The organism is Burkholderia sp. YIM B11467, from assembly GCF_052952715.1.
The window spans coordinates 44,895-59,252 of the sequence record NZ_JBQVSQ010000015.1 but is presented as its reverse complement, the minus strand read 5'-3'; the positions used below and the strand labels follow the sequence as shown (position 1 = coordinate 59,252).

Annotated in this window: 11 protein-coding genes; 5 read left to right on the top strand and 6 right to left on the bottom strand. The window is 68.5% G+C overall.

Going from position 1 to position 14,358, the window contains the following annotated elements; all coding sequences use genetic code 11:
* Positions 1-21: 21 nt before the first annotated feature.
* The 3 genes from dnaE (at position 22) to ACTRWB_RS34140 (ending at position 6,304) form a co-directional block, all read left to right on the top strand.
* Positions 22-3,555 carry a DNA polymerase III subunit alpha gene (gene dnaE / locus ACTRWB_RS34150; RefSeq protein ID WP_446904473.1) on the top strand — a complete coding sequence of 1,178 codons (3,534 nt, stop codon included), beginning with the start codon at positions 22-24 and terminating at the stop codon, positions 3,553-3,555.
* Positions 3,556-3,862: 307 nt separating this feature from the next.
* Positions 3,863-4,951, top strand: a complete 1,089-nt coding sequence (locus tag ACTRWB_RS34145; protein ID WP_446904518.1) for a glycosyltransferase family 9 protein — start codon at positions 3,863-3,865, stop codon at positions 4,949-4,951.
* 174 nt (positions 4,952-5,125) lie between these two features.
* Positions 5,126-6,304 carry a glycosyltransferase family 9 protein gene (locus ACTRWB_RS34140; protein WP_446904472.1) on the top strand — a complete coding sequence of 393 codons (1,179 nt, stop codon included), beginning with the start codon at positions 5,126-5,128 and terminating at the stop codon, positions 6,302-6,304.
* 161 nt (positions 6,305-6,465) lie between these two features.
* Here ACTRWB_RS34140 and ACTRWB_RS34135 read toward each other — a convergent pair whose 3' ends face one another.
* The 3 genes from ACTRWB_RS34135 to ACTRWB_RS34125 all read right to left on the bottom strand — a co-directional run bounded on the left by ACTRWB_RS34135 (position 6,466) and on the right by ACTRWB_RS34125 (position 9,606).
* Entirely contained in the window at positions 6,466-7,746 is a 1,281-nt protein-coding gene (locus tag ACTRWB_RS34135) for an O-antigen ligase family protein (RefSeq protein WP_446904471.1), read from the bottom strand.
* A gap of 133 nt (positions 7,747-7,879) precedes the next feature.
* A complete protein-coding gene (locus tag ACTRWB_RS34130) occupies positions 7,880-8,722 on the bottom strand; it encodes a glycosyltransferase family 2 protein (protein ID WP_343493686.1) in 843 nt (280 codons plus the stop codon).
* A 131-nt stretch (positions 8,723-8,853) separates the two neighbouring features.
* Positions 8,854-9,606, bottom strand: coding sequence for a glycosyltransferase family 2 protein (locus tag ACTRWB_RS34125; RefSeq protein WP_446904470.1), 753 nt, complete (start codon positions 9,604-9,606; stop codon positions 8,854-8,856).
* A 225-nt stretch (positions 9,607-9,831) separates the two neighbouring features.
* Between ACTRWB_RS34125 and msbA the strand changes: the two genes are divergently transcribed.
* Positions 9,832-11,583 carry a lipid A export permease/ATP-binding protein MsbA gene (gene msbA, locus ACTRWB_RS34120; RefSeq protein ID WP_446904469.1) on the top strand — a complete coding sequence of 584 codons (1,752 nt, stop codon included), beginning with the start codon at positions 9,832-9,834 and terminating at the stop codon, positions 11,581-11,583.
* Positions 11,584-11,680: 97 nt separating this feature from the next.
* Positions 11,681-12,064: an RcnB family protein gene (locus tag ACTRWB_RS34115; protein ID WP_446904468.1), complete on the top strand. Its 384-nt coding sequence runs from the start codon at positions 11,681-11,683 to the stop codon at positions 12,062-12,064.
* A gap of 48 nt (positions 12,065-12,112) precedes the next feature.
* On the opposite strand, the gene ACTRWB_RS34110 is transcribed toward ACTRWB_RS34115, so the two are convergent.
* The 3 genes from ACTRWB_RS34110 to ACTRWB_RS34100 all read right to left on the bottom strand — a co-directional run.
* Positions 12,113-12,682 carry an FUSC family protein gene (locus tag ACTRWB_RS34110; protein WP_193098783.1) on the bottom strand — a complete coding sequence of 190 codons (570 nt, stop codon included), beginning with the start codon at positions 12,680-12,682 and terminating at the stop codon, positions 12,113-12,115.
* 41 nt (positions 12,683-12,723) lie between these two features.
* Positions 12,724-14,001 carry an MFS transporter gene (locus tag ACTRWB_RS34105; RefSeq protein WP_446904467.1) on the bottom strand — a complete coding sequence of 426 codons (1,278 nt, stop codon included), beginning with the start codon at positions 13,999-14,001 and terminating at the stop codon, positions 12,724-12,726.
* Positions 13,998-14,358 (bottom strand): PRC-barrel domain-containing protein (locus tag ACTRWB_RS34100; RefSeq protein WP_446904466.1); only part of this gene is annotated, 361 nt, incomplete at its 5' end. The genes ACTRWB_RS34100 and ACTRWB_RS34105, both read right to left, overlap by 4 nt.

The window sequence follows — 14,358 nt, the reverse complement described above, 5'->3', positions numbered from 1 at the left end:
GGGGCGGCTACAATAACGCCCATGTCAGATCCTCGCTTCGTCCATCTCCGCGTTCACTCCGAATTCTCGATTGCCGACGGCATCGTGCGTCTCGACGACATCGTCAAGGCGGCGGCCGCCGACGGCCAGGGCGCGCTCGCGCTCACCGATCTCGGCAACGCATTCGGTCTCGTCCGTTTCTACCAGGAAGCCCGCGGCAAGGGCATCAAGCCGATCGCCGGCTGCGACGTCTGGATCGCCAATCCGGACGATCGCGACAAGCCGTCGCGGCTGCTGCTGCTCGTGAAGGACAAGGTCGGCTACCTGAATCTCTGCGAACTGCTGTCGAAGGCATGGCTCACGAACCAGTATCGCGGCCGCGCGGAACTCGACGCGAGCTGGCTCGACGGCGAGCTCGCGCAGGGGCTGCTCGCGCTGTCGGGCGCGCAGCAGGGCGATATCGGGCTCGCGCTCGCGGCAGGCAACGACGAAGCCGCGCGCCGTCACGCCGAGCGCTGGGCGAAGGTGTTTCCGGGCGGCTTCTACATCGAGCTGCAGCGTTACGGCCAGCCGGGCGCCGAGGCGTATATCCAGCAGGCCGCGACGCTCGCCGTGTCGCTGCAGCTGCCGGTCGTCGCGACGCACCCGACGCAGTTCATGACCGACGACGATTTCACCGCGCACGAGGCGCGCGTGTGCATCTCGGAAGGCGACATCCTCGCGAACCCGCGGCGCCAGAAGCGTTTCACGACCGACCAGTATTTCCGCACGCAGGACGACATGGCCGCGCTGTTCGCCGACCTGCCGTCCGCGATCGCGAACACGGTCGAGATCGCGAAGCGCTGCAACCTGAAGCTCGAACTCGGCAAGCCGAAACTGCCGCTGTTCCCGACGCCGGACGGCATGTCGCTCGACGACTACCTGGTCCAGCTGTCGAAGGAAGGGCTCGAGACGCGGCTCGCGCAGCTGTATCCGGCCGAAGCCGAACGCGACGCGCAGCGCGAGACGTACTACAAGCGCCTCGAATTCGAGTGCGGGACCATCACGAAGATGGGCTTTCCCGGCTACTTCCTGATCGTTGCGGACTTCATCAACTGGGCGAAGAACAACGGCGTGCCGGTCGGCCCGGGCCGCGGCTCGGGTGCCGGTTCGCTGGTCGCGTACGCGCTCGGCATTACCGACCTCGACCCGCTGCGCTACAACCTGCTGTTCGAGCGTTTCCTGAACCCGGAACGCGTGTCGATGCCCGACTTCGACATCGACTTCTGCCAGCACGGCCGCGATCGCGTGATCCAGTACGTGAAGGAGAAATACGGCGCGGACGCCGTGTCGCAGATCGCCACCTTCGGCACGATGGCCGCGAAGGCGGCCGTGCGCGACATCGGCCGCGTGCTCGACCTCGGCTACATGTTCACCGATGGCATCGCGAAGCTGATCCCGTTCAAGCCGGGCAAGCACGTGACGATCGCCGACGCGATGAAGGAAGAGCCGCAGCTGCAGGAGCGCTACGACCACGAGGACGAAGTCCACCAGCTGCTCGATCTCGCGCAGCGCGTCGAAGGGCTCACGCGTAACGTCGGGATGCACGCGGGCGGCGTGCTGATCGCGCCCGGCAAGCTGACCGATTTCTGTCCGCTGTACACGCAGGGCGACGACGGCGGCGTCGTCAGCCAGTACGACAAGGACGACGTCGAAGCCGTCGGCCTCGTGAAGTTCGACTTTCTGGGTCTCACGACGCTGACGATCCTCGACTGGGCCGAGCGCTACATTCGCCGCCTCGATCCGTCGAAGGCCGACTGGTCGCTCGCGCAGGTGCCGCTCGACGACGCCGCGTCGTTCCAGATCCTGAAGAAGGCCAACACGGTCGCGGTGTTCCAGCTGGAAAGCCGCGGCATGCAGGGCATGCTGAAGGACGCGCAGCCCGACCGCTTCGAGGACATCATCGCGCTCGTGTCGTTGTACCGTCCGGGCCCGATGGACCTGATTCCGAGCTTCTGCGCACGGAAGCACGGCCGCGAGAAGGTCGACTATCCGGATCCACGCGTCGAACCCGTCCTGAAAGAGACCTACGGCATCATGGTCTATCAGGAGCAGGTGATGCAGATGGCGCAGATCATCGGCGGCTACTCGCTCGGCGGCGCGGACTTGCTGCGTCGCGCGATGGGCAAGAAGAAGCCCGAGGAGATGGCCAAGCACCGCGAGATCTTCGCCGAGGGTGCGGCCACGAACGGCCTCACGCGCGAGAAGTCCGACGAGATCTTCGACTTGATGGAGAAGTTCGCGGGCTACGGCTTCAACAAGTCGCACGCGGCCGCGTACGCACTGCTCGCGTATCACACCGCGTGGCTGAAGGCGCACCATCCGGCCGAATTCATGGCGGCCAACATGACGCTCGCGATGGACGACACCGACAAGGTGAAGATCCTGTTCGACGACTGCGCCGTGAACAACCTCGCCGTGCTGCCGCCGGACATCAACCAGTCGCATTACCGGTTCGAGCCCGTCGCCGAAGCCGACGGCAAGCGCTCGCGCACGATCCGCTACGGCCTCGGCGCCGTGAAGGGCAGCGGCCAGAACGCGATCGAGGAAATCCTGCGCGCCCGCGAGGAAAAGGCGTTCACCGACCTGTTCGATTTCTGCGAGCGGATCGACCGGCGCGTCGTCAACCGCCGCACGGTCGAGGCGCTGATCCGCGCCGGCGCGTTCGATTCGCTGAACCCGAACCGCGCGCAGTTGCTCGCGTCGGTGCCGCTCGCGATGGAAGCGGCCGACCAGGCCGAGGCGAACGCGATGCAGGCCGGCCTGTTCGACATGGGCGCCGAATCGCCGCACGCGCATGCGCTCGTCGACGAGCCCGCGTGGGACGACAAGCGCCGCCTGCAGGAAGAAAAGGGCGCGCTCGGCTTCTACCTGTCCGGCCACCTGTTCGACGCGTATCGCGACGAGGTGCGCCGCTTCGTGCGGCAAAAGGTCGGCGACCTGAAGGAAGGGCGCGACAAGCTGGTCGCGGGCATCATCGCGTCGCTGCGCACGCAGATGACCCAGCGCGGCAAGATGCTGATCGCGCTGCTCGACGACGGCTCGGGCCAGTGCGAGATCACGATCTTCAACGAGCAGTTCGAGGCGAACAAGGCGCTGTTCAAGGAAGACGAACTGCTGATCGTGCAGGGGCAGGCGCGCAACGACGCCTTCACGGGCGGCATCCGTTTCACGACCGACACGGTGATGGATCTCGAACGCGCGCGCAGCCGTTATGCGCAGGCCGTGCGGCTGACGATGAACGGCAACGCCGACGCGGCCGAGCTGCGCCGCGTGCTCGAGCCGCACGTGTCGAAGGACGATCCGGCGGCCGCGAACGCGGTCGAAGCGCCCGCGCCGCGCGGCGGCGGGCGCGATGGCGGCCGGCGCCCGCAGGCGCCGCTGCCGAACGGGCTCGCGGTCCAGATCCACTACAGCAACGCGCGGGCACAGGGCGAAATGCGTCTCGGCGACGCGTGGCGCGTGAAGCCGAGCGACGTGCTGCTCGCGGAACTGCGCGCGGCGTTCGGCGGCAGCATCGTCGAAATCACGTACTGACCCCGTCCTCACCGAGCGGCTGTCGCGATACGCGGCCCGTCGCATCGCCATCGTGCGGTGCGGCGGGCCGCTTTCACGTCTGCGGGTAATCGGGTCTTGGGGCTGCCGTCCGGACGCTATACAATCCGGCGCTAGCCGCACGGACGCGGCGCCGGCCGCGGTTCATCCGGCGGGCGGCGCCGATATTGCGCGCATAAACGGGGGCGGATCGGTGCAGCGCGCGGCAGCCTGCACCAGGCCGTCCCGGAACCGGATGCCGTGGAACGGCCCGTCGCGACGATAAAAGACTGACAGTCACCACATGACCATGGCCAATGGGAACCCGACGCAGCGGATCCTCGTGATCCGGATTGATTTTCTGGGCGACATGCTGTGCACGACGGCGTTCCTCGGCGCGCTGAAGGAGCGTTGGCCCGGCGCGGAATTGCATGTGGTCGCGAACCGCTACAACGCGGCCGCGCTGGCCGGGAACCCGGACGTGCACAAGATCCACACCTACGTGTACAGCCGCCAGTGCGAACGCAACGACCGTCCCGGGCGGATGCGCGCGCTCGTCGACCGGCTGCGGCTCGTCCGCCGCCTGCGTCGCCTGCGGTTCGACCTCGTGGTCGTGCCGAACGGCGGCATGCATCGCAGCAGCATGCAGTTCGCGCGCCAGCTCGGCGCGAAGGATTGCCGCTGGCACGATGCCGAGACCGAATTCGACGATCGCAAGCCCGAGCACGTCGCACAGCGGCCGATGTGCCATGAGGCGCTGTCGGGTTTCCGGCTCGTGCCCGAACTCGGCCGCGCCGATCTCGACCGCCTCGAACTGTCGGTTCATCCCGATCGCACGCTGCAGGATGCGTGGTATCGCCTGCTCGGCGAGCGTACGAAGCCGCGCGTCGGGCTGTTCGTGTCGAACAAGGCGGTCGAGCGCCGCTGGCCTGCGGACCGCTGGCGCGACCTCGGCGAGCGGCTTGCGCCGTTCGCCGACGTGATCGTGTTCCGCGACCCGGCCGTTCGCGATGCCGCCGAGGACGATGCGTGGCGCGAAGTAAGCGCGCGGCATATCGCGCCGTCGTCGGTCGCCGAACTGGTGGCCGCGGCGAGCCTGCTCGACACGATCGTGTCGGCCGACAGCGCACCCGTGCATCTCGCGTCGGCACTTGGCGTGCCCGTCGCGGCACTGTTCGAGGACCGTCCCGAGAAATACCTGCGCTGGCATCCGCTTGGCGTGCCGCACGTGATCCTGCGAGCCGGCACGACCGTCGACGCGATCGATGTCGACGCGGTCGAGCGCGCGGTGCGTCATCTGCTGACGCAGGCCGGCCAGTGCGACGAGCCGGTGGCCGACGCGGGTCGCCCGCGTTCCGCGGCGGCTGCGGCGCCCGCGATCATGACGATCGCTTCGTAGCGCCGGAAGTCCCGCGCACGGCCACAGCGCCGGCGCGCGGGCACGTGCCGCACGGCGTCCCGCCGACGGGGCCCTATCAGGGCAACTGCACGGCCGGTTCGCCATGCCGCGCCGGCTGCGGCAAAATCCTGTACATTGCCAGCCTTGTTCAGCCAGCCAGACAAACCGATCGCCGTGGCCCTGTTTTCCTCCGCCCGCCCGCCCAGAACCATCCTCGTTGCCGCGCCGCGCCGTATCGGCGACGTGCTGCTGACGACGCCGCTCGTGCGCTCGCTGAAGGCCCGCTGGCCGGATGCGCAGATCGACATGCTGGTATTTCGCGGCACCGAGGGCGTGCTCGAGCACAATCCGGACGTGCGGCGCGTGATCGTCGTCGCGCAGCGCGCGGGAATCCGCGAGCGGCTGCGCGACGCGCTGTCGATGTGGCGTCGTTACGATCTCGCATGCGCGGCACTGAGTTCCGACCGGCCGCGTTTCTATAGCTGGTTCGCGGGCCGCAAGCGGGTCGGCCTCGTCGATCCCAACCGCGTCACGTGGCTGACGCGGATGATGCTGAACGGGATCGCGATCAATCACCACGAATCCGCGCATACGGTCGTCAGTACGCTCGCACTCGCGCCCGTGATCGGCATCGAACCGGTGTCCGAGGTCGTCGCGCCCGGCATCGGCGACGATCCCGCGCGGCGCGCCCGCTTCGACGCGTGGCTCGCGGAGTCGCCGGCGATCCGCGACGGCAAGCCGCTGGTCGTCCTGCATCCGTACCCGATGTTCCGTTACAAGCAATGGCGGCTCGACGGCTGGGTCGAGATGATCGGCTGGCTGCGCGAGCACGGCTTCGCGGTCGCGCTGTCGGGTGGCCCGGCCGACGGCGAGCGCGCGTATGCGGAGCAGGTCGCGGCCGAAGCGGGCGGCGACGTGCTGAACCTGGTTGGCCGCCTCACGTTCGGCGAAAGCGCGGAGCTCGTGCGGCGCGCGCGGCTCTTCATCGGGCCCGACACCGGTGCGACGCACGTCGCGGCCGCGACCGGCACCGACACGATCGCGCTGTTCGGCCCGTCCGACCCCGTGCGCTGGGGGCCGTGGCCGCAGCACTGGCCCGCGACCGAGAATCCGTGGCCGCTGCGCGGCTCGGGGCGGCACGGGAACGTGTGGCTGCTGCAGGGGGAGGGCGATTGCGTGCCGTGCCGGCACGAGGGCTGCGAGCGCAAGGTCGACAGCCACAGCGACTGCCTCGACCATCTCGGCGCGCAGCGCGTGAAAGCCGCGGCGGCCGAGATGCTCGGGCTGACTCCGCCGGGCCCGGCCGAAACCGTCGTCGACACGTCGCGACTGCATCGCACCGGATCCGACTGACGGTCGACATCACTGACCACTGACGCGCGGGAGACGCGCGTTTTCTCTTCGTTCGTAGGGGGCAGGTTCAGCGACGAGCCGTGCGGCTCGCACGCTTTGACGGTGGCGGAGGCGCTCTGCTGCCACGAAATCAGCGGCAGCAGAGCGTATGCCGTTGCGCGTTACGCGCTGCGCCGGATCGCCGACGTCTCGCGCGGCAGCGCCTCGCTGCGTGCGCCGCAACCGAGCAGGATGCCGGCCAGCAGCACGATCAGGTGGCCTTCGGCGAAATCGAGCAGCAGCGAATTCGCGAGACTGCCGATCGCGAAGATCGCGAGCCAGGCGAGCAGCAAATGCTGCGAGCGCGGATCGAGCGTGCGGCTGCCGCGCGCAATCTGCACGATCAGGTTGATGAACAGCAGCACGCCGAGCGAGCCGAGCTGCACGGCCATCAGCAGGTATTCGTTGTGCGGGTTCGACGTGAGCTGGCCTTCGGCCGCCGTCTTGCCGGCCGTGAGCTTCTCGAATTCGGATTCGAGGCCGCCCGCGCCGTAGCCGATCACGGGGCGCTGGCGATACAGCTCGAGCCCCTTCTTGTACCACTCGAGGCGCAGCCCGGTCGACGTGGCCGCGTCGCTCTGCCGGTATTGCTGCACTTCCGTCACGACCTTCGTGAGGCGACCGTTGTGAATCGTGCACGCGGCGACCACGAGCGCGACACCGCACAGGACGAGCACGCCGGCGGCGAGCCCCGCGCGCAGCGCCGATTGCCGGCGCAGCAGCAGCACGAAACGCACGGCGACGACGAGGATCAGCAGCAGCGCGATGACCTGGCCCGTGCGCCCCTGCAGCATCACGAACACGTTGACGAGCGACCACGCGGCGACGCCCGCATACGCAATGCGGGACAGCGTCGTGCGGGCCGCCAGCGCGAGATCGGCCGCCTGGTAGAACAGCAGCGCGCCGAACATGCCGGCGGCGATGTGGTTCTTGAACACCCAGGCGCGCGACAGCGGCAGTTCGGTCGCGTGCGCGGGCCCGATCGAGGTCAGCCCGAGATAGTTGGTCGTCGACAACAGCAGGATCACGCACAGCGTGCCGAACCACCAGCGCCGCACGATCGGCGCCCAGTTCGAATGACGGAACGCGAGCACGGCGAATGGCAGCAGCAGCAGCTTGTCGTACTTGGCGACCCAGTTCCACGCCTTGTTGTGCGGCGCGACCGTGTACGTGACGCTGACGGTCAGCGCGGCAAGGATCAGCAGCGCCGCGAGCGAAGCCGGGTCGGTGACGAACGAGCGCAGGTCGCGCCAGAATTCGGGGGAGATCACGAGCGCGGCGGCGAACAGCCCGCAGAAGACGTTGGTCAGCGCGGTCGAGACGGGCACCATGCAGAGCGCGGCGACGGCGAATGCGCGGGCGGCGGTCAGGCGCCGCGAGGCGGGAGCGGAAAACGAAAGCATCGGAACCTGTCGAATGAACGAATGCGGCTTGCGGGCATCGTGCTGCGCGCCGCGCGTCCCGGCGGGAGACCCGGGACGAACGGCGCAGTATACGCGAAGCAGGGGGTGTTTCCGTGCAGTTTTCGGGGCTCGATCAGCTGAAGGCGCGCTTGATCCGCGAGCGCAGCAGCGCGCGTTTCAGGCGCCCTTCGACAGCCGGCGTATCGAGCGCAACACGCGAGCCGGCCGGCTCGCCGCGATGCAGGTAGTAACGGTCGAACGTCGCCTGGGTCATGCCCCATTTGTTGAGAAACTGGCGGCGGCCGTCGTTCTTGACGATCTTGCCCGTGCTCTTCTGCTGGAAGTGATACACGAGGCTGTCGCCGACGCCGATGAAGATCCGGCAGCCGGCGTCCCAGAATTTCATCGAGAAGTCGTTATCGCTGCTCATGCCCGGCGACAGCTCGCTGCTGTAGCCGCCGATGCGGTTCCACCAGTCGCGGTGCACGAGCGTCGGCGGCCAGGTCGAGCCGAGCCAGTCGGCGCGCGCGAGTCGCGGGGTGGCGTCGACGAGGCCCGCTGCGTCGAATTGCTCGGCGTCGCGGCCGAAATTGCTGACGACGACGCACGGGTTGCGCGTGTCGACCGGCTCGACCATCGTGCCCGACAGCATGAAGAGGTCGGTCGGCATCTGTTCGATGCGGCGCACGAGCGCCGCGTCCCAGCCGGGGCAGCAGACCATGTCGTCGTTCATGTAGACGACGTAGTCGCGCGTCGCGCGCGCGGCGGCCAGGTTCACCGCATGGCAGATGCCGATGTTGGTCGGCGACGCGGTGTGCTCGATGCCTTCGCTGCGCACCCAGTCGAGCGTGCCGTCCGAGCCGTCGTTCACGTGCACGATGATCTGGTGGTCGTACGCGGAGTGGCGCCGCAGGCTGTCGACGACGAGCTTGAGGTACGGCAGGTTGTTCCAGGTCGGAATGATGATGGAGAACATGGCGGTCGGATTCGGTGGTCGTCGTGGCGGGCGGCGCGCGGCGCGGCCTCTCGGGCGGGCACGCGCGGCGCGGGCAGCCCGGCATTGTAACGCCGGGCCGGCCGCGTGCCGGCGGCGCGCGGGGCGGGCGTTCAGCGCGCCGGTTCGTGGCCGAGCTTCAGGAAGCGGTAATACACGGTTTCCGCGTTGAACACGGCGATCATGAAGCCCGCGCGTCCGTCGAGGAACCCGCGCCGCAGCACGTAGGTGCGCACGAACGCCCAGGCGCCGCGCGCGAGCGCCTTGCCGAAGCCGCCGCGCTGGCCGGCCGCGCGGCGCTGGCGCGCGCCGGCCGTCGAATACGCGTCGAGCTTGCGCACGACGGTTTCGAAGTCCTCGTACGAGTAGTGCATCAGCTTGCCGGACAGGCGCTGCGCGGCGGTATCGAACACGAGGCGCTCGTGCACGAGATCGTCCGAGAAACGCGCGGCGCCGCGCTGGAACAGGCGCGGCACCCAGTCCGGATACCAGCCGCTGTGATGGATCCACTGGCCGCAGAAGCTCGACAGCCGGTCGAGCGCATAGACCTGCGCGGCCGGTGCGCGGATCGCATCGCGGATCGACTGCGCGAGCGCGGGGCTGACGACCTCGTCGGTATCGATCGACAGGATCCAGTCGGTGCCGAGCGCGTCGAGCGCGCGGTTCTTCTGCGGGCCGAAGCCCGGCCAGTCGCGCTCGACGATCACGCGCGCGCCGTGCGCCTGCGCGATCGCGACGGTATCGTCGGTGCTGCCGCCGTCGATGACGACGACATCGTCGGCGAACGACAGCGCGTCGAGGCACTGCGCGAGCCGCGCGGACGCGTTGAGGGCGATGAGAGCGACGCCGAGGGAGGGTTCAGCCATGAAATCGTCGGAAAGGCGGAGAAAACGGTGAGCGGCAGTATACCCGCGGCCCGGCTGCGGGCCCCATCGGCCATGGCCGTGCCGGTGGGGGCGGTGCGGCTATAATGTTGGGCCCTTTGAGGCACCCGCCCGACAGGGGCGAAATCCCGGGCGGTCACGCGCCGGGTGCCGCATCGCGGCTCAAGAAGGATTGCCTTGGAAACCCAGAACACTCTTCGCAAACCGATGGACAGCACCGGCACCTCGCCGGTCACGGTCCTCAAGCGCCTGTGGCCGTACATCCGGCCGCTGATCGGCATCGTGGTGCTCGCCGTGATGACGATGGGCGTCGTCGCGGCCACCGAGGCCGGCATTCCGGCCCTGCTCAAGCCGCTCCTCGACCACGGCTTCGGCGTGCACGGCAGCGACAACGCGAAATGGTACGTGCCGATCGCGGTGATCGGCCTCGCGCTCGTGCGCGGCGTATCGCAGTACGCATCGAATTACCTGCTCAACTACGTGTCGAACCGCATCCTGCTGCAACTGCGGCTCGAGATGTTCCAGCGGATGCTCCACACGAGCGCGTCGTTCTTCCAGCGCGAGACCGCGAGTACGGTGATCAACGCGATCGTGTTCGAGGTCAACCAGATCCTGTCGGTGCTGACCGGCGTGATGGTCACGCTCGTGCGCGATTCACTGACCGTGATCTTCCTGCTCGGCTACCTGTTCTACCTGAACTGGCGGCTCACGCTGATCGTCGCGGTGATCCTGCCCGGCATCGGCTGGCTCGTCAGCAAGATCAACCGCCGCCTGCGCCGCCTGAACCGCGAGCACCAGACGCTGACCAACGAGCTGTCGTACATCGTCGAGGAGACGGTCGCCGGCTACAAGGTCGTCAAGGTGCATAACGGCGAGACGTACGAGATGGACCGCTTCACCGCGATGAGCAAGCGCCTGCGCGGCTACGCGATGCGCATGACGATCTCGGGCGGCCTCGCGCAGCCGCTCACGCAGTTCCTCGCGTCGATCGCGCTCGCGGTCGTGATCACGATCGCGGTCGTGCAGTCGACGAACGACCAGACGACGGTCGGCGGCTTCGTCGCGTTCGTCACGTCGATGCTGCTGGTGATCTCGCCGCTCAAGCACCTGATCGATGTCAACCAGCCGCTGCAGCGCGGGATGACCGCCGCCGAGCTGATCTTCGGGCTGATCGACGAGCCGTCCGAGCCGCAGGGCGGCGGCCGGCCGCTGCCGCAGGCGCGCGGCGAGATCGAGTTCCGCGGCGTGACGTTCGACTACGGCGCGGCCGAGCGGCCGACGCTCGACCGCATCTCGTTCAAGGTCGCGCCGGGCGAAATGATCGCGCTGGCCGGCCCGTCCGGCAGCGGCAAGACGACGCTCGTGAACCTGCTGCCGCGCTTCTTCGACCCGACCGGTGGTGCGATCCTGGTCGACGGCGTGCCGGTTGCCGACTACGACCTCCACGCGCTGCGCGGCCAGATGGCGATGGTCAGCCAGGACGTCGTACTGTTCAACGACACGATCGCCGCGAACGTCGCGTACGGGCAGACGCCCGACCGCGCGCGCGTGCAGGCCGCGCTCGAGGCCGCGAACCTCGCCGATGCGGTCGCCGCGATGCCCGACGGGCTCGACACGCTCGTCGGCGGCAACGGGATGCGGCTGTCCGGCGGCCAGCGTCAGCGGCTCGCGATCGCCCGCGCGATCTACAAGGACGCGCCGATCCTGATCCTCGACGAGGCGACGTCGGCGCTCGATTCGGAATCGGAACGCCACGTGCAGGCCGCGCTCGAACGGCTGATGGAAGGCCGCACGACGCTCGTGATCGCGCACCGGCTGTCGACGATCGAGCGCGCGGATCGCATCCTCGTGCTCGAGGCCGGCAAGATCGTCGAAGAGGGCAGTCACGACGAACTGCTGCGCCACGGCGGCCTGTACGCGCACCTGCACCGGATCCAGTACCAGCAGCAGGCGGCCTGACGCGCGCCGTGCGCATTTGCGTCATGCACCGTGTGCTAGTCTTGATGAGGCGGGTCCAGTCGTTTCGTCCGACCTGACAACATGGAGGGAAGGCACAATGAAGAAGATGCACAGCATGATGCTGGCCGCGCTGATCGCGGCGGTTTTTGCCGCGCCGGCCGCGATGGCGCAGGATCACGACAACCATGACAATCGTGACAATCACGGCATGCAGCACGGCCACGGCCCGAAACACATGCCGCCCGGCCAGGCGATGCATCGTGAGGACGACGTGCCGCAGCGCTGGGCCGACCAGCCGCGCCGCGACTGGCACAAGGGCGATCGGCTGCCCAACGAATTCCGCGACCGCCAGTACGTGATCGACGACTGGCGCGGCTACCACCTGAACCCGCCGCCGCGCGGCTATCAGTGGGTCGGCGTCGGCGGTGATCACCTGCTCGTGCAGATCGGCTCGGGCATCGTGCTGCAGGTCAACCCGTAACGTTTCCCGCCGTTCATCCGGCTGCCGGGCGCGTGCCCGGCAGCCGCGTCACTTTGCCGCCGTCGCGCGGCGAAACCAGCGCCGCTCGATTCTCGACATCACCCAGCACACGCCCAGCGCACATACGGTGCCGAGCGCGACCTCGCCCAGCCGCATCAGCGGAATGTCCCACAGCGGGCCGTTGCCCGGAAAAAGCAGCACGATCGTGGCGGTCACGCCGCCGAGCCGTGCCGCGCTGCCGACGTTCAGGCACCAGCAGCAGACGATCGTGAGCGCCACCGCGAGCGCATAGGCAACGAGGCGATCGCCGCCGAGCGCGGCGCCCGCGAAACCGAGCACGCCGCCGATCATCGCGCCGATGAACTGGTCGCGCGACAGCGACATCGTGTCCGAGTAGTTGTGCTGCGTGACGGCGATCGCGGTGACGGCCGCCCAGACGGCCTGCTCGGTGTGCAGCGCACGGCCGATCACGAAGGCGAGGCACGCGCCGCAGACGGCCTGGATGGCCATCAGCACGCCTTGCGTGAGCCGTTCGCCGAAGGTCAGCCCCTTGAACAGATCGAAGATCGACTGCTGGATCTGCTGGCGGGCTTCGTTGAGTGTCCTGATCGTATTCATCGTGAGTCGGCCAAGAAGCGGATAACGGCGGCGCGCCGCCTTCAGTGCGCCTGTTCGGGCGATGCGGCGGCCGCTTCGTCGGCGGCCGCGTCGCCGTTCTCGACGCGCGTTTCGGGCATCACGAGCCAGACCAGCAGCACCGCGAGCGCGCCGGCGCCCGCGAGCCCGAAGAAGCTGACCGCGTTGCCGAAGTGATCGGCGACGTAGCCGGCCGCGGCCGTGCTGAGCGTTGCACCGATCCCGGCCGCGAGCCCGAACAGCCCGATGCACAGGTTGTAGCGGCCCTTGCCGCCCGCGACGTCAGCCGCGATCAGCGGCAGCATCACGCCGAACACGGCTGCGCTGATGCCGTCGAGCATCTGCACGGGCACGAGCAGGTACGGGCTGCTCACGCCGGCGAACAGCAGCGCGCGCACCGGCAGCGCGGAGAAACCGAGCAGCAGGATCGGCCGGCGCCCCCAGCGTTGCGCGGAGCGGCCGACCCACGGCGACAGCATCGCGACGATCGCCTGCGGCACGATGATGCATGCGGCGATCACGAGCTGCACGTTCTCACCCATCCCGGCCGTGACTTCACCGGCCGCGAGGTTCAGCATCGCCGCGTTCGACAGGTGGAACAGCACGACGCACGCCGCGAAGATCAGCATCCGGCGGTCGCGCAGCAGTTCGAGCAGCGTTTCGCGTTCGCCGGCTTCGCCGTGGTCGCCGTGGTCGCCGTGGTCGTCGGGCTTCGACGATTGCGGGATCACCTCGTGCGTCGGCTGGATCATCGCGAGTGCGAACAGCGCGGGCAGCGCCAGTACGGCGGTCAGCCAGAACACCGCGCGCGCGGAGAAATATTCGCCGGTGAGCCCCATCAGGCCCGCCGCGACCGCGCTGCCGATCGACGCCCAGCGCGCGTTGCGGCCGAGCCGGTCGCCGAGGTCGGCGCGGCCGACGAGCGAGAACGAGATCGCGGCCATCGCCGGCACGAGCATGCAGCTCGCGAAACCGTGGAACACCTCGGCGGCGATCACCGGCACGATCGTCGGACTCGACGCGAGCAGCACCGCGGACAGGATGATGGCCACGATCGCCCACGCGGCCGCGCCTTTCTTGTTCTTCAGCGCATCGACGGCCGCGCCGCCCGGCACCTGGCTGACCATCGCGCTGATCGTGCCGATCGACAGCACCATGCCGATCTCGCCCTGCGTCCACTTGTGCGACGCGAGGTAGGACGCGATGAACGGACCGAACCCTGTTTGAACGTTTGCAACGAAGAAGTTGAGCCAGTCGAGGGACCGGAGACTGCGTACGCTGACGGAATGCTTGATCGTCATCGGGCAACACTCGCAGACGAAGCCGACGCCGGGGCAACAGGCGGCGAGACCACGACGATCGGCTTGTCTGCCGCGTACGGCGGCGACGCCTTGATCTGCGCGTCGTTCAGGTCGAGCTGCGGATGCAGCGCCTTGTCGCGCGTGACGAAGCGCAGTGCGCCCCAGCTCGCGGCGATCGAGCGGCGGTCGGTATTGACGAGCCCGCCGAGGTCGAGCACGACGGCCTGCGGTTGGGCGCCTCGATCGATCAGCACGTCGACGATGCGGCCGATCTTCGTGCCGTTCGGGCGCTCGACATCGCTGTCGAGCATCGGTAGCCGCGTCGTGGGCGAGGCCGCGGCCGAGCCCGACAGCGGC